The sequence below is a fragment of the Microbacterium sp. SORGH_AS_0969 genome (genome assembly GCF_030818255.1).
In the GTDB taxonomy this organism is placed as follows: domain Bacteria; phylum Actinomycetota; class Actinomycetes; order Actinomycetales; family Microbacteriaceae; genus Microbacterium.
The window spans coordinates 1,858,277-1,876,849 of record NZ_JAUTAG010000001.1 but is presented as its reverse complement, the minus strand read 5'-3'; the positions used below and the strand labels follow the sequence as shown (position 1 = coordinate 1,876,849).

Sequence of the window (18,573 nt, the reverse complement as noted above, 5' to 3'; positions counted from 1 at the left end):
GGGCAGACTGGGCACATGAGCAGTCGCGCAGGGCAGCCCGCAGAGGCATCCGATCTCATCGACATCGACGAACTGATCGCGGCGTACTACGACCGCAGACCGGATGCCGCGGTCCCGGAGCAACGCGTCGCGTTCGGCACCAGTGGTCACCGCGGATCGTCGCTGAGCACGAGCTTCAACGAGGACCACATCCTCGCCACGACCCAGGCGATCGTCGACTACCGCGCCGCGCAGGGCATCACCGGACCGCTGTTCCTCGGTCGTGACACGCACGGCCTGTCGCTGCCCGCCGAGCGCAGCGCGATCGAGGTGCTCGTCGCGAACGGCGTCGACGTGCGCGTCGACTCCCGCGACTCGTGGGTGCCCACCCCCGCGCTCAGCCACGCGATCCTCACCTACAACCGCGGTCGCGCTCTCGACGACGCGGGCCGCGCCGACGGCATCGTCGTCACCCCGTCGCACAACCCGCCCCGCGACGGCGGCTTCAAGTACAACCCCCCGCACGGCGGTCCCGCCGACACCGATGCGACCGGCTGGATCGCCGACCGCGCGAACGAGCTCATCGCCGCGGGTCTCGAGGGCGTGAAGCGCACCCGTCACGCCGACATCGACCTCGACGGCCTGGGCCAGTACGACTTCCGTGACGCGTACGTGCGGGATCTGGCATCCATCATCGACGTCGACGCGATCAAGAGCGCCGGAGTCCGCATCGGCGCCGACCCGCTCGGCGGAGCGTCGGTCGAGTACTGGGCGCTCATCGCCGAGGTGTACGGCCTCGACCTCACCGTCGTGAACCCCGAGGTCGACCCGACATGGAAGTTCATGACGTTGGACTGGGACGAGAAGATCCGCATGGATCCCTCGTCGCCGTCGGCCATGGCGTCACTCGTCGCCGCGCGTGACGAGTACGACATCCTCACCGGCAACGACGCCGACGCCGACCGTCACGGCATCGTCACGCCCGACGCGGGGCTGATGAACCCCAACCACTACCTCGCGGTCGCGATCGACTACCTGTTCTCGCACCGGCCGAACTGGCCCGCCGACGCCGCCGTGGGCAAGACCCTCGTGTCGTCGATGATCATCGACCGCGTCGCGGCCTCGCTCGGGCGGCAGCTGCTCGAGGTTCCGGTCGGCTTCAAGTGGTTCGTCCCCGGGCTGCTCGACGGCTCCGTCGCCTTCGGCGGCGAGGAGTCGGCCGGTGCGTCGTTCCTCCGCAAGGACGGCACGGTGTGGACCACCGACAAGGACGGCATCCTGCTCTGCCTGCTCGCCGCCGAGATCCTCGCGGTCACCGGCAAGACGCCGTCGCAGCGGTACGCCGAGCTCGAGGCCGAGTTCGGTGCCTCGGCCTACCAGCGCGTCGACGCCCCCGCGTCGCCCGCGCAGAAGTCGGCCCTGTCGAAGCTGTCGCCGGATGCCGTGACCGCCACCGAACTCGCGGGTGAGCCGATCATCGCGAAGCTCTCGCACGCGCCCGGCAACGGCGCCGCGATCGGCGGCCTGAAGGTGCAGACCGAGTCCGCGTGGTTCGCCGCCCGCCCCTCCGGCACCGAAGACGTCTACAAGCTGTACGCCGAGTCGCTTCGCGGCGAGGAGCACCTGCGCGAGGTGCAGGAAGAGGCCCGCGCGGTCGTGTCGGCCGCGCTCGGCCAGGCGTAACCCCCTCGTCGAAAGCGGCGTCGTCCTGCGGGGCGGCGCCGCTTTCGCGTGCGGGGCCCGTGCATGCGCGGGCCGTCAGGCGGAGTCCGTGAGAGACACGCCGGCACCACGGCCCCGCTCGCGGCGTGTCAGGCACGAACTCCGCGCGACGGCACGGGAACGGGGGATGCCACAGCCCCGGGCAGTCCGAAGAACATCGGGCCACGGCATCCGGGGCTGCGGGCCGTCAGGCGGAATCCGTGGGCGCCACGCCGGGGCCGCGGCCCGCCCCACGGCGTGGCGGGCACGAACTCCGCACGACGGCACGGTTGTGCCACAGCCCCGGGCGCTCGGGAGAACATCGGGCCACGGCATCCGGGGCTGCGGGCCGTCAGGCGGAATCCGTCGATGACACGCCGACACCACGGCCCCGCTCGCGGCGTGGCGGGCACGAACTCCGCACGACGGCACGGGGCCAGGGATGCCGCGGCCCCGGCGCTCGGGAGAACGTCGGGGCCGTGGCATCCGGAGCCGGGTCAGGCGGGGGCGAAGGTCTTCGCGTCGATGACGAAGCGGAAGCGCACGTCGCTCTTCAGCACGCGCTCGTAGGCCTCGTTGATCTGGTCGGCCGAGATGAGCTCGGTCTCGGGCGCGATGCCGTGCTCGGCGCAGAAGTTGAGCATCTCCTGGGTCTCGCGGATGCCGCCGATCGACGAACCGGCGAACGAACGGCGGTTGGTGAACAGCGTGAAGACCTGGATGGGCAGGGGCTCGGGCGGGGCGCCGACGTTCACCATCGTTCCGTTGAGCGCGAGCAGACCCAGGTACTGCTTGAGCTCGAGCGGGGCGCTGACGGTGTTGATGATGAGGTCGAAGCTCTTCTTGAGCTTCTCGAACGTGTCGTCGTCCTTCGTCGCGTAGTAGTGGTCGGCGCCCATCTTGAGGCCGTCGTCCTTCTTGCTGAGCGTCTGCGACAGCACGGTGACCTCGGCGCCCATGGCGTGGGCGATCTTGACGGCCATGTGGCCGAGTCCGCCGAGGCCGACGACCGCGACCTTCTTACCGGGGCCGGCGTTCCAGTGGTTCAGCGGCGAGTACGTCGTGATTCCGGCGCAGAGCAGCGGAGCGGCCTTCTCGTAGGGGATCGACTCGGGCACACGCAGCACGAAGTGCTCGTCGACCACGATCTTCTCGCTGTAACCGCCCTGCGTGATCGTGCCGTCGACGTCCTTGGCGGCGTAGGTGCCGATGTTGCCCTTCTCGCAGTATTGCTCTTCGCCCGCGAGACAGTTGTCGCACTCGCGGCACGAGTTGACCATGCAGCCGACGCCGACGCGGTCGCCGACCTTGTGCGAGGTCACCTCGGAGCCGACCTCGGCGACCGTGCCGACGATCTCGTGGCCGACGGTCAGCGGGTAGGGGACGTCGCCCCACTCGCCGCGGATGGTGTGGATGTCGGAGTGGCAGATGCCGGCGTAGGCGATGTCAATGAGGACGTCCTTCGGGCCGACGTCACGACGCTCGATGGTCGTGGGCTCGAGGGGCGAGGTCGCGGACGACGCCGCGTAGGCGTTGACGTGCATGGGTCTCCTCAGGAGGGTCGATGCGGATGCATCCATCCTCCTCCTCACCGCGATTGCCGGCGCGGGCTTGCACGGATGTGCGCGAACTGTCACGCGCATGGCAGCGGCGCGCTCGCGCAGTGTGCCGTCAGGCGGAGTCGGTGGGCGGCGCGCGGGCGGGGTCGGGGCCTGGGCGGCGTGTCGGGGACGGAGTCCGCGGGACGGCCCGGGGCCTCGCGACGCGTCCCGGCCCCTTCGACGAGCTCAGGGACCTCGCGAGCGGGGCAGGGATACGGTCGACGCCGCTCCCGTCACACGGCGCGCTACGGTGAACCCGTGCCCTCCCTCTCGCCGCGTGCCCGTCGAGCACCCGTGATCCTCGCGCTCGCCGGGGTGACGTTGTCGATTCTCACGGCGTGCGTTCCGGATGCCACGCCCTCGGGCGATGCGGCTCGGACCACCCCGCCGACCGTGGCGTCCGCCACCCCCACCCCGAGCGTCAGCGCGACCGCCGATGCGCGTCTCACGGCTCCGGCCTCCGCGCGCGTGGCCCCGACGTGCGACAACATCATGGATCCGGCATCCGGGAAGACAGTGCGCGACGTCGTTCTCCCCGAGGGGGCCGTCACACTCCCGGACTACCCCGCGGTCGCACAGGGTCCCAGATGCTCCACCGATGGGTCACCCGCCGGCGACTACTACACGTGGTCGCCGGCGTCGCGGACGGACTGGGACGCTCTCGTCGCTGAGCTCACCACCGACAGCGCCTGGTTCACCGAGGAAGGCCCGCGCGGCACCTACCTGACGTACAAGATCGACGGCCGTTACAACCAGACGTTCCTCTTCACGGGCGACGCCGTCATCCTCGCCCCGTGGAAAGCCGCGACCGACTTCGTCATCGGCCCGCCGCTCGCCTGACGCGACGCCGTCTCGCGGACCACGCGGCTCTGGCGCCGGGGCGAAGCGGCGGTCGAGCTCCTCGCGCGCGCCGGCGAATGGCGGAGATCCCGGGACGGGAGGACACGCGCCGCGGCATCCGTCCTCCCGTCGCCAGAACTCCTCCGCTCGCCACGAGCCACTATGCGATGCTCGGGCCGAGCACCCCACCACCGCGCCGGCGCCGCGCCGCGTGATGGGCGGAGGGTCAGGGACAGAGGGAGGACGAATCCGGCCCACAGGTCCTCCGCCCGCCCCTGGCGCTCCGCCCGTCACACGCCCGCGCCCAGCTCCCAGCGAGCGGAGGAGACTCCGGGACGGGAGGACACGCGCCGCGGCATCCGTCCTCCCGTCGCCAGATCTCCTCCCATCGCCACGCGACGCCGGCGCGCGGACCGGCGCACCTCAGCGCCGCGGGCCCGAGCTCTCCCGCACCACGAGCGAGGTCGGCACGAGGGTGCGGGCGTGCTCGCCGCCGGTGCCCTCGATGTCGGCGATCAGGGCGCTCATCGCCTCTTCGCCGACGCGCTCGAAGCGTTGACGCACCGTCGTGAGCGGGGGCCAGAAGTTCGCCGACTCCGGCATGTCGTCGAAGCCGACGACGCTGACGTCACCCGGCACCGCGCGCCCGGCCTCATGCAGCGCACGGATCACCCCGAGAGCCATCTGGTCGTTCGCCGCGAACACCGCCGTGACCGCCGGATCCTGCGCGAGCGTCTCGCCGATCGCGTGTCCCGACTCGGCCGTCCAGTCGCCGATCTGCACCGGGGGCACGCGGCATCCGCGGTCTTCCAGGGCGGTCCGCCACGCCGCGCGGCGGCGCTCGGCGGCGAACGACTCGGGCGGGCCCGACACGTGCCACACCGTCTCATGGCCGAGGTCGAGCAGGTGCTCGGTGGCCAGGCGCGCACCCTGGGCCTGGTCGTTGTCGACGACGGCGTAGGGGTAGTCGGCGCTCGAGTCGACGACCACGACCGGCAGCCCCGAGGGGATCGAGAGCTCGGTCTCGCCGAGGCGGTGGGTCTCGATCAGGATAACGATCCCGTCGACGGCGTGTTCGCGTAGCCGCAGGAACGCCCCGGAGACGTCAGACTGCGACGCGGACTGCACCGTGATGAGGGTGATGGAGTATCCGGATGCCGCTGCCATCGACGCCAGGGCATCGAGTGTGCGCGTGTTGCCGTACGAGCTCAGCGAGAACATGATCACGCCGATGCTGCGGAAGCGTCCCGAGCGCAGGGCGCGCGCGGCGCTGTTCGGGCGGTATCCGAGCGAGGTCATCGCATCCAGGACCCGTTGACGGGTCTCGGGGTCGACGTTGGTGCGGCCGTTCGCGACGCGCGAGACGGTCTGTCCCGACACGCCGGCCGCCGCCGCGACGTCGGCCATCGACACCTCGCGCCGTCGTGCGCGCGGCGCAACCACGCTCGACGTCGTCGTCGTCTCGGTCACGGTGACCTCCTGGGATGTTGACGTTGACACACTAGCGCGGCGGAGTTATGTTTACGTCAACATCTCGACGACCCGGCCGGGATGCGCACCAACGAAGAGGCTCTGGACGATGACGACCACCGCGGCACCCCCGCCTGCTCTGCGCCCCCCGCGTCGCAAACGCCGTGCACGTATCGACGATCGCGGCTGGCTCTTCGTCGCTCCGTTCGCGCTCGTCTTCGCGCTGGTCTTCCTCGCGCCGCTGGCGTACTCGGTGTACCTCAGCCTCTTCCGCGACCAGCTGATCGGCGGCAACGCGTTCGTCGGCTTCGCCAACTACATCACCGCGTTCGGCGACGAGAAGTTCTGGGACGGCTTCGGGCGCGTCGGCATCTTCCTCGTCGTGCAGGTGCCGATCATGCTGATCCTCGCGCTCGCGGCAGCCCTCGCGATCGACAGCGCTCGCCTGCACGCCGCCGGTTTCTACCGGATCGTGATCTTCCTCCCCTACGCGGTGCCCGCGGTCGTGGCGGTGCTCATGTGGGGCTACATCTATGGCGACCAGTTTGGTCTGACCCGCAACCTCAACGACCTGCTCGGCGGGCAGTTCGTGCAGCCCTTCCTCCCCGAATGGATGCTGCTGTCGATCGGCAACATCGTCACCTGGCAGTTCGTCGGCTACAACATGCTCATCTTCTACTCGTCGCTGAAGACGATCCCGACCGAGCTGTACGAAGCGGCATCCATCGACGGGGCCGGCGCGTGGCGCACGATCTTCTCGATCAAGATCCCCGCCGTCCGAGGAGCCGTCGTGATCGCGACGATCTTCTCGATCATCGGCAGCTTCCAGCTCTTCAACGAGCCGAACATCCTCAAGCCGCTGGCCCCGAACGTGATCTCGACGTTCTTCACGCCGAACATGTACGCCTACAACCTCTCGTTCGCCGGTCAGCAGTACAACTACGCGGCCACGATCGCGATCATCATGGGCGTCATCACCGCCGTCATCGCTTACGTCGTGCAGCTGCGCGGCTCCCGTCAGGAGGCGCGATGACCACCGCGACCGCACCCCGTACCGACACCGTCGCCGTGACCACCTCGCGCGGTCCGCGTCTCGCCCGCCGCTCCCCCACGAGCAGCAAGAAGTCGCTCGTGCTGAGCATCGTCATGGGCCTGTACCTGCTGTACACACTCGTGCCGCTGTTCTGGTTGCTCATCAACGCGACCAAGACCCAGGCCGATCTGTTCACGACGTTCGGCCTCGGCCCCGGCAACAGCTTCGCCCTGTTCGACAACATCGTCGAGACGCTGACCTACCGCGACGGCATCTTCGTCCGGTGGCTCGGCAACACGCTGCTCTACGTCGTCGTCGGCGCGGGAGGGGCGACGCTGCTCGCGACCCTCGCGGGCTACGGGCTGGCGAAGTACAACTTCCGCGGACGTAAGGCCGTGTTCGCGGTCGTCCTCGGCGCGATCGCGGTGCCGGGCACGGCTCTCGCGGTGCCGACGTTCCTGCTGTTCAGCCAGCTCGGGCTCACGAACACCCCGTGGGCGATCATCATCCCCTCGCTCATCAGCCCCTTCGGCCTGTACCTCATCTGGGTGTACGCGACGGATGCCATTCCCACCGAACTCCTCGAGGCCGCCCGCATGGACGGCGCCGGCGAGTTCCGCACCTTCTTCACCATCTCGATCCGGCTGCTGACCCCCGGCATCGTCACGGTGCTGCTGTTCGCCGTCGTCGCGACGTGGAACAACTACTTCCTGCCGTTGATCATGCTGAGCGACCCGCAGTGGTACCCGCTGACCGTCGGCCTCAACCAGTGGAACGCCCAGGCCACCGGTGTTGCGGCGCAGCCCATCTACAACCTCGTCATCACGGGCTCGGTGCTCTCGATCATCCCGATCGTCGCCGCCTTCCTCGTGCTGCAGCGCTTCTGGCAGTCCGGTCTGAGCGCCGGCAGCGTCAAGCAGTGACCCTCGATCTCCTCCCGAACCCGGAGCGTCCTGCCCCGGAAACACGCAACACCATCCACAACAACGAAGTGAAGGAATCCCGATGACATTCATGGGCAAGGGCACCGCCGTGCGGCGGGCCGTGTTCGCCGTCGCAACGACCGCGCTGACGGTGGGCGCGCTGACTGCCTGCTCCGGCGGCAGCACGGGCGGCGGAAGCAACGGCGGAAGCGCCGACGACATCGAGAAGGCCCTCGAGGCCGGTGGCGAGATCACGTACTGGTCGTGGACGCCCTCGGCCGAGGCGCAGGTCAAGGCGTTCGAGGCGAAGTACCCGAACGTCAAGGTCAACTACGTCAACGCCGGCACCAACAAGGACGAGTACGCGAAGCTCCAGAACGCGATCAAGGCCGGCTCGGGCGCTCCCGACGTCGTGCAGATCGAGTACTACGCCTTCCCGCAGTTCGCCCTGTCGGACTCGCTCGTCGACCTGTCGTCGTACGGCTTCGGCGACCTCAAGGGCGACTACAGCCCCGGCACCTGGGGCTCGGTCGACTTCGACGGAAAGATCTACGGCCTCCCGCAGGACTCGGGCCCCATGGCCCTCTTCTACAACAAGTCGGTGTTCGACCAGTACGGCATCTCGGTGCCGACCACGTGGGACGAGTACCTCGCGGCAGCGCAGAAGCTGCACGCGGCCGACCCGACGAAGTACATCACCGCCGACACCGGCGACGCGGGCTTCACCACCAGCATGATCTGGCAGGCCGGCGGCACGCCCTTCACGACCTCCGGCACCGACGTGACCGTCGACCTGCAGGACGAGGGCTCGAAGAAGTTCGCCGACAACTGGAACCGCCTCATCGAGGGCGGCCTGATCTCGGACACCCCGAGCTGGAGCGACGAGTGGTTCAAGGGCCTCGGTGACGGCTCGATCGCCTCGCTCGTGATCGGCGCGTGGATGCCGGGCGTGCTGGAGTCGTCGGTTCCCGACGGTGCCGGCAAGTGGGCCGTCGCGCCCATCCCGACCTACGACGGCAAGGCCGTCACGGCCGAGAACGGCGGCGGTGGCCAGGCGGTCACGAAGCAGAGCAAGAACCCGGCCCTGGCCGCGGGCTTCCTCAAGTGGCTCAACAACGACGACGAGAGCCTGAAGATCTTCGCCGAGTCCGGCGGCTTCCCCTCCACGACCGCCCAGCTGAGCGATCCCTCCTTCGTCGACAAGGCGTCGGACTACTTCGGTGGCCAGAAGATCAACGAGGTGCTCACGCAGGCCTCGAGCGAGGTGCGCGAGGGCTGGAGCTACCTGCCCTTCCAGGTGTACGCGAACAGCATCTTCAACGACACCGTCGGCCAGGCCTACTCCACCAAGGGCGACCTGAACAAGGGCCTCAGCGCCTGGCAGGACCAGCTCGTGCAGTACGGCAACGAGCAGGGCTTCTCGGTCAACAAGTAACACCTTCGCGGGGGCGGGTCGCATCTGTCGTATGCGGCCCGCCCCTGCCTCTTCCCACCAGGAGAAACCCGAATGACCTCCCCCACCCGCATCGTCGTCGACCGCACCGCGGTCGGAGCCGAGGTCCCCCGCCGCCTGTTCGGCACGTTCGTCGAGCACATGGGCCGCTGCGTGTACGACGGCATCCATTCGCCCGGTCACGAGACGGCGAATGTCGCGGGCTTCCGCACCGACGTTCTCGAGCTGGTGCGCGAGCTCGGTGCCACCGTCGTGCGCTACCCCGGCGGCAACTTCGTCTCGGGGTACCGCTGGGAGGACGGGGTCGGTCCGCGCGACGAGCGTCCGGTGCGCCTGGATGCCGCATGGCACAGCACCGAGACCAACCAGGTGGGTCTGCACGAGTTCGCCGAATGGGCGGATGCCGCCGGCCTCGAGGTCATGGAGGCGGTGAACCTGGGCACGCGCGGGGTCGCCGAGGCGGCCGACCTCCTCGAATACACGAACCATCCTTCGGGCACGGCGCTGAGCGAGCGCCGGCGCGCGAACGGCCGCGACGAGCCGTTCGGCATCCGTCTCTGGTGCCTGGGCAACGAGATGGACGGTCCCTGGCAGATCGGCCACAAGACCGCCGATGAGTACGGGCGGCTCGCCGCCGAGACCGCGCGCATGATGCGCTTCATCGACCCGACCGTCGAGCTCGTCGCCGCGGGCAGCTCGAACCACGAGATGCCGACGTTCGGCGAGTGGGAGCGCACGGTGCTGCGCCACACCGCGGGTCTCGTCGACCACATCTCGGTCCACGCCTACTACGAGGAAGACCCCGACGACCCTGCGAGCTTCCTCGCCAGCGGCGCCGCCCTCGACCGGTACATCGTCGAGGTCGCCGACATCATCGACGAGGTCGGCGCCACGACCCCCGACGGGCACCCGATCGGCATCAGCGTCGACGAGTGGAACGTCTGGAACCAGACCCGGTGGAACGAGGTCGACAAGCCCCGCGTCTTCACGGGCGACTGGCCAATCGCCCCGCGGCTCATCGAGGACGACTACACCGTCACTGACGCCGTCGTCGTCGGCTCCCTGCTCATCACGCTCCTGCGCCGCTCCGACCGCGTGTCGATGGCGAACCTCGCGCAGCTCGTCAACGTGATCGCCCCGATCCGCACCGAGCCCGGCGGCGGAGCGGCCTGGCGCCAGACGACGTTCCACCCCTTCCGCCTCACGGCCGAGGCTGCGACCGGCCGGGTCGCGCCCGTCTCGGTCGACGGTGCCCGGATCGTCACGGCCCGCCACGGCGAGGTCGAGGCGGTCGACGCGATCGCCACCGTCGACGGGGACGTCGCCCACGTCTTCCTCGCCCACCGTTCGCTCGACGCGGCGACCGAGGTGGAGCTGGATCTCGGTGCCGTGGCGTCCGCCGACGCTGTCGTGATCACCGTCCCCGAAGGCGGCGACCGGAACACGACCAACTCCGCCGACGCCGAGCCCGTGGCCCCCACAGCCCTCGCGGTCGAGGTGGTCGACCGCATCCTGCGCTTCACCCTGCCCCCGCTCGCCTGGGCGCGCATCCGCGTGCGGCTGGCCCTCTGATACCGAAAGACATCGTGACCACCTTCACCATCGGCGAAACCGACTTCCTGCTCGACGGGCGACCGCACCAGGTCATCTCGGGCACGCTGCACTACTTCCGCATCCACCCCGAGCACTGGGCCGACCGCATCCGTACGGCCAAGGCCATGGGACTCAACACCATCGAGACCTACGTCGCGTGGAACGTCCACGAGCCGGTGAAGGGCGAATGGGATGCCACCGGGTGGAACGACCTCGGACGCTTCCTCGACCTGATCGCCGCTGAGGGACTGCACGCGATCGTCCGGCCCGGGCCGTACATCTGCGCCGAGTGGCACAACGGCGGCCTCCCGGTGTGGCTGACCTCGACGCCGGGGATCGGGCTGCGCCGCTCGGAGCCGCAGTACCTCGCCGCCGTCACGGAATACCTCGAGCGCGTGTACGAGATCGTCGCGCCGCGGCAGATCGATCGCGGCGGCAACGTCGTGCTCGTGCAGATCGAGAACGAGTACGGCGCGTACGGCTCCGACAAGGACTACCTCCGCGAGCTCGTCCGGGTCACCCGCGACGCCGGGATCACCGTGCCGCTGACCACCGTCGATCAGCCGATGCCGTGGATGCTCGAGAACGGCAGCCTCCCCGAGCTGCATCTCACGGGCTCGTTCGGCTCGCGGTCGGAGGAGCGCCTCGCGACCCTCCGCGAGCACCAGCCCACCGGGCCGCTGATGTGCAGCGAGTTCTGGGACGGGTGGTTCGACTGGTGGGGCAGCATCCACCACACCACCGACCCCGCGGCATCCGCCCACGATCTGGACGTGCTGCTCGCGGCCGGCGCCTCGGTGAACATCTACATGGTGCACGGCGGCACGAACTTCGGCACGACCAACGGCGCGAACGACAAGGGCCGCTTCGACCCGATCGTCACCTCGTACGACTACGACGCCCCGATCGACGAGTCGGGCCACCCGACGGCGAAGTTCCACGCGTTCCGCGAGGTCATCGCGAAGTACGCGCCGGTGCCCTCGGACGTGCCGCCCGCGCGTCCACAGGCGCCGGTCTTCGAGGTCGCACTGTCGGGCGAGGGCGACTGGATGCCGGCATCCACGGGTTCCGTCTCGGACGACCCCGCGACGTTCGAGGCCCTCGGGCACCTCGGCCCGCTGGTGCGGTACGACGTCGACCTGCCGTCGTTCTCGGGTGCTGCCGCCCTCGTGTTCGGCGAGGTGCGCGACCTCGCGTGGGTGCATGTGGACGGGGTGTTCGTCGGACGCCTGTCGCGGACGCTGCACGAGCGGGCTCTCGCCCTCCCCGCCGGCGCGCGGCTCACGGTCCTCGTCGAGGACCAGGGCCGCGTCAACTACGCCGACCGACTGGGCGAGGCCAAGGGGCTCATCGGCGGGGTGACCCTGAACGGTTCGCCGCTGACCGGCTGGACCGCGACGCCGATCGATGTGGCATCCGCCGTCGGCACCGGCGAGGGCACCGTCGGTCGAGCACTGCTGCGCGGCGCGTTCGACCTGAATGCGCCCGCCGACCTGTTCCTCGACACCACCGGCTGGGGCAAGGGCTTCGCGTTCGTGAACGGCTTCTTCCTGGGCCGGTACTGGAACAACGTGCCGCAGAGCACCCTGTACGTCCCCGGCCCCGCCACCCGCGCCGGCGCGAACGAGATCGTGGTGCTCGAGCTCGAACACGCGGTCGAGCCGGTCGCCCGCTTCATCGCGGCGCCGTCGCTGGGTCAGCTCGAGGAGTGAGCCCTCTGGCGTGAGTTGCCCGAATCTGTCGCTTCGACGCCCGCCCCGGCGACACTTCGCGGCAACTCACGCGCGGGCGGGGCGAGGATGCCCTGGGCGGGGCTCTCGGGGATCCCCGGCGCTCGCGGCACCCCCTGTTCGAACAGCGCAAACCCGTCCGCCGAACGCAAGGGTGAAGTACGGTCGAAAGGCGCGAGTGAGGGGAGGAGGACAGCGACGATGCCGTTGTTCGAGATGGAAGCCAACCCCCGCGGTCGCGTGAGCGTCTTCGCCCGGGCGCAACTCCCGTTCATGCTCGCGATGGTCTTCCTCGTCGGCATCGCCGGTCTCGCCCAGCCCTCGACCCTCACCGTGGGCGTCGTCATCCTCGGGTTCACCCTCAGCGTCCTCGCAACCGTCCTGTCGCTCGCCGTGCCGTGGGAGCGCCTCCCCCGAGCCTGGATGATGCTGATCGCCGCGCTCGACCTGCTCGCCGTCGCCCTGGTGCGCGCCGAACTGCTCCCCACGTTCCCCTCCGTTTCCGTGCTCGCGATCTTTCCCGTGCTGTGGCTCGCCTATGGCTTCCCCTGGTACGGCATCCTCGCCGGGGTGTTCGGGACGGGATTCATCACCTCCTTTCGCTTCATCTACGTCGGAGCCTGGCCCGCGTCTCCCGTCGAGTGGGCGAACGTCGTGATCATGCCGACACTCGTCGTGGGCGTCGCGGTCATCGTGTTCGTCGCCGCGCGTCACCTGCGGCGACGAACCCGGCAATTGGCGCAGGCCTCTCGTGCTCAGGCCGAGGCTCTGCGCGAAGCCCGGGATGCCGAAGCCGTCGCGCTCGGGATCGTCGACACCGTGACGGCAGGAGTGGTGTTCTACGACGCCGACGGGCGACTGGATGTCGCCAACGCCCAGGCGCACCGCTTCGCCGAGCTCGGCGGGTTCCGACTCGATGAGCCGCCGATGGCCGGAGACGCTGTCTTCGACGCCGACCGGACGACCCCCATCCCTCTCGGCGAACAGGTCATCCCCCGAGCATTCGCCGGCGAGGCGGTCAACGACGAGTTCGAGTGGTGGGGACCGGCGGACGCCCCGGTCGCCGTGCTCGCGTCCTCGAGCCGCGTCCGTCGCGCCGACGGCCACGTGTTGGGGACCGTCGTCGTGATCTACGACGTGACTGCGCTCGCCGAGGCGATCGAGGTGCGCGAGCAGTTCCTGCGGACCGTGTCGCACGAGCTGCGTACCCCGCTGACGAGCATCACCGGGTTCCTCGACCTCATCGACGACGAGGTCGACCAGGAGAACACCCGCCTGCGGCGCTACGTCGAGGTGGTCACCCGCCGCACCGCGGATCTTTCACACCGGGTGCGCGATCTCCTCGCCGCGAGCGAGAGCGAGAAGACCTTGCGAATCGAGCGCGCCGACCTCGGCGAGATCGTCGCCACGGCGGTCGCGGAGGTCGACGCGTTCGCCGAGGCCCGCGCATTCGTCATCGAGAGGGCCGCCACCGGGCCGACGTCCGCTCGCGTCGACCCCGGACAGGTCATCGTCGCGATCGTCGAGCTGCTCACGAACGCCGTGAAGTTCGGCATCCCGTCCGCCGCGATCACCGTCTCGTACGGCGTTCGCGACGGCCGCGCGCTGCTGACGGTGACCAACGACGGGCCGGGGCTCGGGCGGACCGAGCAGCGGCGAGCCTTCGACCGCTTCTACCGCGGGGCGCTCGCGCAGTCGAGCGAGATCCAGGGCTTCGGACTCGGGCTCACGACGGTCCGCGCGATCGCCGTCGCGCACGGAGGCACCGTGGGCCTCGACAGCGTCCCCGGCGGACGCACGACGGTGACGTTGGACCTGCCCGCCGGGTAGGGCGGGCGCACGGCCTCACGGACACGGATCTCCCAGCCGACGTTGCGGGCGATCGACGCCGCGGCTCTGACCCGTGTATGAACGCGATCGACGCGCAGAAACGCGAGGGGATCGTGTTTCTGCGCGTGGATGCCGTTCACGCGGGATGGCGAAGAGACAACTGCGCGGCAACCGCGCCGAGCCGCTCGTCGAACGTCGCAAGCGGAGCGTCGAGGTGCGTGGCTGCGGCAAGAACGCAGGTGTCGGGCATCTTCAGCGCGTGGCGGGCGCGCAAAGCTGCCACCAGCACCGGCTCGTCGGGGCCCATGGCGAGGGCCTCGACGCCCAGAGCGCGCAGGGCTCGCCACATCTCGGCCTCTCGGCCGACGCGCGCCGCTCCGACCAGCGTCTCGGCAACGGTGAGCGGGTGCATCAGGAACGGACCCGGGTCGTCGGCCAGCAGCTTCTTCGCGCGCTCGTGATGGGCGTCGCCGGGCGTGAACAGAGCGATGATGACGCCGGCGTCGAGAACAATCACTCGGGCCAGTCCTCGCGGAGTTCCCGGAGGTAGCCCTCGGGGAAGACACCCGCGAACTGGTCGACGACGAGGTCGATGCGGCGACGTTGCGCTGCGGATCGTCGGGACTCCTCGCCGCGGAGGGCGTGCCCACCCGCGACCACGAGATGCGTGATCAGCGCGCTCGGCGACTCATCGGGCCAGCGGGAGCGCGCGATCTGCAGCGCCTCTTCGATCTCGACGGTGTGCGTCACCTGGGTGCGGGGACGGGTGGTCGGCATGGCCCGAGTGTACCACCTGTACATTCGGTGCACCACCGCTCAGCTGAGGGTCACACGAAGAGCGACACCTCAACGCGCAGCGGTACTCTGGCGCACCATCAGTGACGCCGGCACCGTCTCCGCGACCGGATCGCCGCCCTCGATCGCCGCGACCAGGGCGGCGACGGCGCGGCGGCCCAGCGCGTCGAAGTCCTGGCGGACGGTGGTCAGCGGCGGGCGGAACTCCGCGGCATCCGCGATGTCGTCGAAACCCACCACCGAGACATCCTCGGGAACACGGCGGCCCTCGTCGGCGAGAGCGCGCAGAGCACCGAGGGCCATCTGGTCGTTGGCGACGAAGATCGCCGTGGCACCGGTAAGACCCGCGACGGCGGCGTACCCGGATGCCGAGGTCCAATCGCCGCGGACCGGCTCGGGCGCCTTGATTCCGGCGTCAGCGAGAGCCTCGCGCCATCCCCGCTCGCGCTCAGCCGCGGCGAACGAGCCGCGCGGCCCACCGAGGTGGTGCACCGCGTCATGGCCGAGGGCCAACAGGTGCGCGGTCGCAGCCCGCGCGCCGGCGGCGTGGTCGGTCTGCACGATCGAGAAGCGCGCGTCGGCCGGGGAATCGACGACCACGAGGTGCAGGTCGGCGGGAGGCTCGGCGTCGCGGGCGAGCTCGGTCGCCTCGTTCAGCACGACGGCGCCGTCGACGCCCTGCGAGCGCAAGCGGGCGAACGCCTCGCGGATGCCGCGCTCCCCGACCGTCACCACGGCCAGGGCGTAGTCGCGCTCGGCGGCGGCCTCGGAGATCGCCTGCAGCATGCGCGAGTTACCGACGGAGGCCAGGGTCGACACGACCAGTCCGATCGTGGAGGTCTGCCCGGTACGCAGCGCCCGCGCCGCGCGGTGCATGCGATAGCCGAGGTCGGCCATGGCCTTCTCGACGCGGACCCGGGTGGCGGGGTCGACACGGGGGCTGCCGTTGGCCACGCGCGACACGGTCTGCGCCGAGACTCCGGCCCGCTCGGCCACGTCGGCCATGGATACGCGCATCACGCCCCCTCCGTGTTGACGATATCACGCCCCAGATGTAGCGTGTTATCGTGAACACGGAAAGCCTCAGCGCGGAGCCCCTGGGCGCCGGCGTCGTCAAGCGACCCACCCACCTGGCCGACGGACGCGAGCTCATCTACTTCGACGACCCCGACACGACGCTCGGCGCCGAGCGCGCGGTCGACGCCCGCACCCTCGACCCGCGGCCGACCACGGCGACCATGCGCCAGGACGTGCTCACCGGCGACTGGATCACCGTGGCATCCAATCGCCAGAACCGCGCGTTCCTTCCCCCCGCGCACCTCGACCCGCTGTCACCGCAGACGCCGACCAACCCGTCTGAGATCCCCTCGCTGTACGACGTGGCGGTCTTCGAGAACAAGTCGCCGTCGTTCGGCCCCGCCCTCGACACCGCGATCGGCGACGCCCCCGCGGCCGTCGACCCGCCCCGGGGTGACGACGACCTCGAGCACCTCGGCCTCGGCCGCACGCGCACCTCGGTTGGACGCTGCGAGGTCGTCTGCTTCAGCCCCGCACACGAGGGGTCGTTCGGCTCGCTCTCGCGCACCCGCGCCCGCACCGTCATCGAGGCGTGGGCCGACCGGACCGCGGCGCTCTCGGCTCTGCCCGGCATCCGTCAGGTCTTCCCGTTCGAGAACCGCGGCGAGCAGATCGGGGTCACCCTCCCCCACCCGCACGGGCAGATCTACGCCTACCCCTACGTGACCCCGCGCACGCACCGCTTGCTCGACACGATCTCGCGCACCTCGGACGACCTGTTCGCGCGCATCCTCGACTTCGAGCAGGGCGGCGAGCGCGTCGTGCTGCGTGGCGAGCACTGGACCGCCTTCGTGCCGTTCGCGGCCCGCTGGCCCATCGAGGTGCACGTGCTTCCGCACCGTCACGTCGCCGATCTCGCCGAGACGACCGACGCCGAGCGCGACGAGCTGGCACCCTTCTACCTGCGGCTGCTGCGCGGCATCGACGCCCTGTACGACACCCCCACCCCCTACATCGCCGCCTGGCACCAGGCGCCGGTCGGACGGGCGAGGGATGCCGTGCGCCTCAACCTGCAGATCACCTCGCCGCGCCGCGCGGCCGACAAGCTGAAGTACCTCGCCGGATCCGAGGCCGCCATGGGCGCCTGGATCGGCGATGTGACCCCCGAGTCGCAGGCCGAACGCCTGCGCGCCGCCCTCGACACCGTTCCGGAGGTGACGGCATGAGCGCCGTCGACGACGCCCTCGCCCTGCTCGCCGCTCCCGCCGTGGGCGTCTGGTCGGCCCCCGGCCGCGCCAACCTCATCGGCGAGCACACCGACTACAACGAAGGTTTCGTCTTCCCCTTCGCGATCGCCCAGCGCACGGCCGCCGCGGTCGCGCTGCGCGACGACGATGTGATCCGCGTTCGGTCGACGTTCGCCGACGACGCGGTCGAGGTCCCGCTCGCCGAGCTCGACGCCCGCATCGCCGCCGGCGGCCTCGACTGGGCGGGGTACCCGCTGGGCGTGGCGTGGGCGTTGCTGCGGGAGGCCCCGGATGCCGAACCTCGCGGCGTCGACATCGCCCTGGCGTCGGAGGTGCCGGTGGGGGCGGGCCTGTCGTCGTCCGCCGCGATCGAGGGGGCCGTGGCATCCGCCCTCAACGATGTGTGGAACGCCGGTCTCGACAAGGTCGCCCTCGCCCGCGTGGGGCGCATCGCCGAGAACGACGCGGTCGGCGCGCCGACCGGGATCATGGACCAGATGGCGTCGATGCTCGGCGTCACCGACGCGGCGACGTTCCTCGACTGCCGCACGCTCGAGACCCGCGCGGTGCCCCTCGGGTTCGCCGACGCCGGGCTGTCGATCCTCGTCACCGACACGCTCGTCGAGCACGCGCACTCCTCGGGCGGATACCGCGAGCGCCGCGCTTCGTGCGAGAAGGGCGCCGAGGCCTTCGGTGTCGCCGCCCTCCGCGACGTCACGGTCGACGACCTCGCGCGCGCCGAAGAGATCCTCGACGATGTGACCTTCCGCCGCGTGCGCCACATCGTCACCGAGAACCAGCGCGTGCTCGACACCGTGGCCGCCCTCGACGCCGAGGGTCCGACGGCGATCGGCGAACTGCTCACCGCCTCTCACGCGTCGATGCGCGACGACTTCGAGATCTCGGTGCCCGAGCTCGACCTCGCCGTCGAGACCACGCTGGCCGCGGGCGCCCTCGGTGCCCGCATGACCGGCGGCGGCTTCGGCGGCGCGGCGATCGCGCTGATCCCCACCGGGCTCATCGCGGCGGCGACCGAGGAGGTTCTCGCCGCGTTCGCGGCATCCGGGTTCCGCGCCCCGAACGTGTTCACCGTGACGCCGTCCGAGGGCGCGCGCCGCGACGCGTGACGCGCCGGGGCGCGGCCCGCGCCGGCTCCCCCGTCGGCGGCGGCGCCGTCGCTTCGCTCCGCCTAGCCGGGTCGGCGCGGCGGTGAGCGCCGCGGCGGTGAGCGCCGCGGCGTGGCGCGGGGCGGGGGCGGGGCGCATAAACGCGATCCACTCGCATAAACGCGCTCTCCACGTGTTTCCGTGCGCGAATCGCGTTTATGCCCACCCCGACAGACGCGCCGGACGCTGCACTCC

The 18,573-nt window shown here is 70.3% G+C and carries 15 protein-coding genes; 10 read left to right on the top strand and 5 right to left on the bottom strand.

Annotated elements, in window-relative coordinates; all coding sequences use genetic code 11:
* The first annotated feature begins 15 nt into the window (after nucleotides 1-15).
* The gene (gene pgm / locus QE388_RS08690) at nucleotides 16-1,662 is read left to right on the top strand and encodes a phosphoglucomutase (alpha-D-glucose-1,6-bisphosphate-dependent) (RefSeq protein WP_307384792.1); all 1,647 of its coding nucleotides are present in this window, start codon (nucleotides 16-18) and stop codon (nucleotides 1,660-1,662) included.
* A gap of 515 nt (nucleotides 1,663-2,177) precedes the next feature.
* On the opposite strand, the gene QE388_RS08685 is transcribed toward pgm, so the two are convergent.
* Complete coding sequence (locus QE388_RS08685; protein ID WP_373426608.1) at nucleotides 2,178-3,260, bottom strand: NAD(P)-dependent alcohol dehydrogenase; 1,083 nt, start codon at nucleotides 3,258-3,260, stop codon at nucleotides 2,178-2,180.
* Nucleotides 3,261-3,539: 279 nt separating this feature from the next.
* Here QE388_RS08685 and QE388_RS08680 point away from each other — a divergent pair, with 279 nt between their 5' ends.
* Nucleotides 3,540-4,121: a hypothetical protein gene (locus tag QE388_RS08680; protein WP_307384790.1), complete on the top strand. Its 582-nt coding sequence runs from the start codon at nucleotides 3,540-3,542 to the stop codon at nucleotides 4,119-4,121.
* A 423-nt stretch (nucleotides 4,122-4,544) separates the two neighbouring features.
* Here QE388_RS08680 and QE388_RS08675 read toward each other — a convergent pair whose 3' ends face one another.
* On the bottom strand, nucleotides 4,545-5,528 hold the full coding sequence (locus tag QE388_RS08675; protein WP_307387096.1) for a LacI family DNA-binding transcriptional regulator: 984 nt from the start codon (nucleotides 5,526-5,528) through the stop codon (nucleotides 4,545-4,547).
* Nucleotides 5,529-5,700: 172 nt separating this feature from the next.
* Here QE388_RS08675 and QE388_RS08670 point away from each other — a divergent pair, with 172 nt between their 5' ends.
* The 6 genes from QE388_RS08670 (at nucleotide 5,701) to QE388_RS08645 (ending at nucleotide 14,153) form a co-directional block, all read left to right on the top strand.
* Nucleotides 5,701-6,624: a carbohydrate ABC transporter permease gene (locus QE388_RS08670; RefSeq protein WP_058595362.1), complete on the top strand. Its 924-nt coding sequence runs from the start codon at nucleotides 5,701-5,703 to the stop codon at nucleotides 6,622-6,624.
* On the top strand, nucleotides 6,621-7,547 hold the full coding sequence (locus tag QE388_RS08665; RefSeq protein ID WP_373426607.1) for a carbohydrate ABC transporter permease: 927 nt from the start codon (nucleotides 6,621-6,623) through the stop codon (nucleotides 7,545-7,547). The genes QE388_RS08670 and QE388_RS08665 overlap by 4 nt, the downstream gene beginning before the upstream one ends.
* Before the next feature lie 82 nt (nucleotides 7,548-7,629).
* Nucleotides 7,630-8,982: a sugar ABC transporter substrate-binding protein gene (locus QE388_RS08660; protein ID WP_307384789.1), complete on the top strand. Its 1,353-nt coding sequence runs from the start codon at nucleotides 7,630-7,632 to the stop codon at nucleotides 8,980-8,982.
* A gap of 72 nt (nucleotides 8,983-9,054) precedes the next feature.
* A complete protein-coding gene (locus QE388_RS08655; protein WP_307384788.1) occupies nucleotides 9,055-10,572 on the top strand; it encodes an alpha-N-arabinofuranosidase in 1,518 nt (505 codons plus the stop codon).
* Nucleotides 10,573-10,586: 14 nt separating this feature from the next.
* Nucleotides 10,587-12,305: a beta-galactosidase gene (locus tag QE388_RS08650; RefSeq protein WP_307384786.1), complete on the top strand. Its 1,719-nt coding sequence runs from the start codon at nucleotides 10,587-10,589 to the stop codon at nucleotides 12,303-12,305.
* A 219-nt stretch (nucleotides 12,306-12,524) separates the two neighbouring features.
* Nucleotides 12,525-14,153, top strand: a complete 1,629-nt coding sequence (locus tag QE388_RS08645) for a cell wall metabolism sensor histidine kinase WalK (RefSeq protein WP_307384785.1) — start codon at nucleotides 12,525-12,527, stop codon at nucleotides 14,151-14,153.
* A gap of 136 nt (nucleotides 14,154-14,289) precedes the next feature.
* Here QE388_RS08645 and QE388_RS08640 read toward each other — a convergent pair whose 3' ends face one another.
* From QE388_RS08640 to QE388_RS08630, 3 genes are all read right to left on the bottom strand, one after another.
* Complete coding sequence (locus tag QE388_RS08640) at nucleotides 14,290-14,670, bottom strand: PIN domain-containing protein (RefSeq protein WP_307384784.1); 381 nt, start codon at nucleotides 14,668-14,670, stop codon at nucleotides 14,290-14,292.
* Nucleotides 14,667-14,930, bottom strand: coding sequence for a hypothetical protein (locus tag QE388_RS08635; RefSeq protein ID WP_307384783.1), 264 nt, complete (start codon nucleotides 14,928-14,930; stop codon nucleotides 14,667-14,669). Before QE388_RS08635 ends, QE388_RS08640 begins: the two co-directional genes overlap by 4 nt.
* 69 nt (nucleotides 14,931-14,999) lie before the next feature.
* A complete protein-coding gene (locus QE388_RS08630; RefSeq protein WP_307387095.1) occupies nucleotides 15,000-15,965 on the bottom strand; it encodes a LacI family DNA-binding transcriptional regulator in 966 nt (321 codons plus the stop codon).
* A 50-nt stretch (nucleotides 15,966-16,015) separates the two neighbouring features.
* On the opposite strand from QE388_RS08630, the gene galT reads away from it, so the two are divergent.
* Together galT and galK are read left to right on the top strand one after the other, a co-directional pair.
* Complete coding sequence (gene galT / locus QE388_RS08625; RefSeq protein ID WP_373426606.1) at nucleotides 16,016-17,191, top strand: galactose-1-phosphate uridylyltransferase; 1,176 nt, start codon at nucleotides 16,016-16,018, stop codon at nucleotides 17,189-17,191.
* On the top strand, nucleotides 17,188-18,339 hold the full coding sequence (gene galK / locus QE388_RS08620) for a galactokinase (protein ID WP_307384781.1): 1,152 nt from the start codon (nucleotides 17,188-17,190) through the stop codon (nucleotides 18,337-18,339). The genes galT and galK overlap by 4 nt, the downstream gene beginning before the upstream one ends.
* The last annotated feature ends 234 nt before the right edge of the window (nucleotides 18,340-18,573 follow it).

Bases quoted from the DNA above. Each gene is read 5' to 3' on its own strand.
- QE388_RS08670 (WP_058595362.1), top strand. From the start codon at position 5,701: ATGACGACCACCGCGGCACCCCCGCCTGCTCTGCGCCCCCCGCGTCGC.
- QE388_RS08645 (WP_307384785.1), top strand. From the start codon at position 12,525: ATGCCGTTGTTCGAGATGGAAGCCAACCCCCGCGGTCGCGTGAGCGTC.
- QE388_RS08630 (WP_307387095.1), bottom strand. From the start codon at position 15,965: ATGCGCGTATCCATGGCCGACGTGGCCGAGCGGGCCGGAGTCTCGGCG.
- QE388_RS08660 (WP_307384789.1), top strand. From the start codon at position 7,630: ATGACATTCATGGGCAAGGGCACCGCCGTGCGGCGGGCCGTGTTCGCC.
- QE388_RS08655 (WP_307384788.1), top strand. From the start codon at position 9,055: ATGACCTCCCCCACCCGCATCGTCGTCGACCGCACCGCGGTCGGAGCC.
- QE388_RS08635 (WP_307384783.1), bottom strand. From the start codon at position 14,930: ATGCCGACCACCCGTCCCCGCACCCAGGTGACGCACACCGTCGAGATC.
- galK (WP_307384781.1), top strand. From the start codon at position 17,188: ATGAGCGCCGTCGACGACGCCCTCGCCCTGCTCGCCGCTCCCGCCGTG.
- QE388_RS08665 (WP_373426607.1), top strand. From the start codon at position 6,621: ATGACCACCGCGACCGCACCCCGTACCGACACCGTCGCCGTGACCACC.
- pgm (WP_307384792.1), top strand. From the start codon at position 16: ATGAGCAGTCGCGCAGGGCAGCCCGCAGAGGCATCCGATCTCATCGAC.
- QE388_RS08675 (WP_307387096.1), bottom strand. From the start codon at position 5,528: ATGGCCGACGTCGCGGCGGCGGCCGGCGTGTCGGGACAGACCGTCTCG.
- QE388_RS08685 (WP_373426608.1), bottom strand. From the start codon at position 3,260: ATGGATGCATCCGCATCGACCCTCCTGAGGAGACCCATGCACGTCAAC.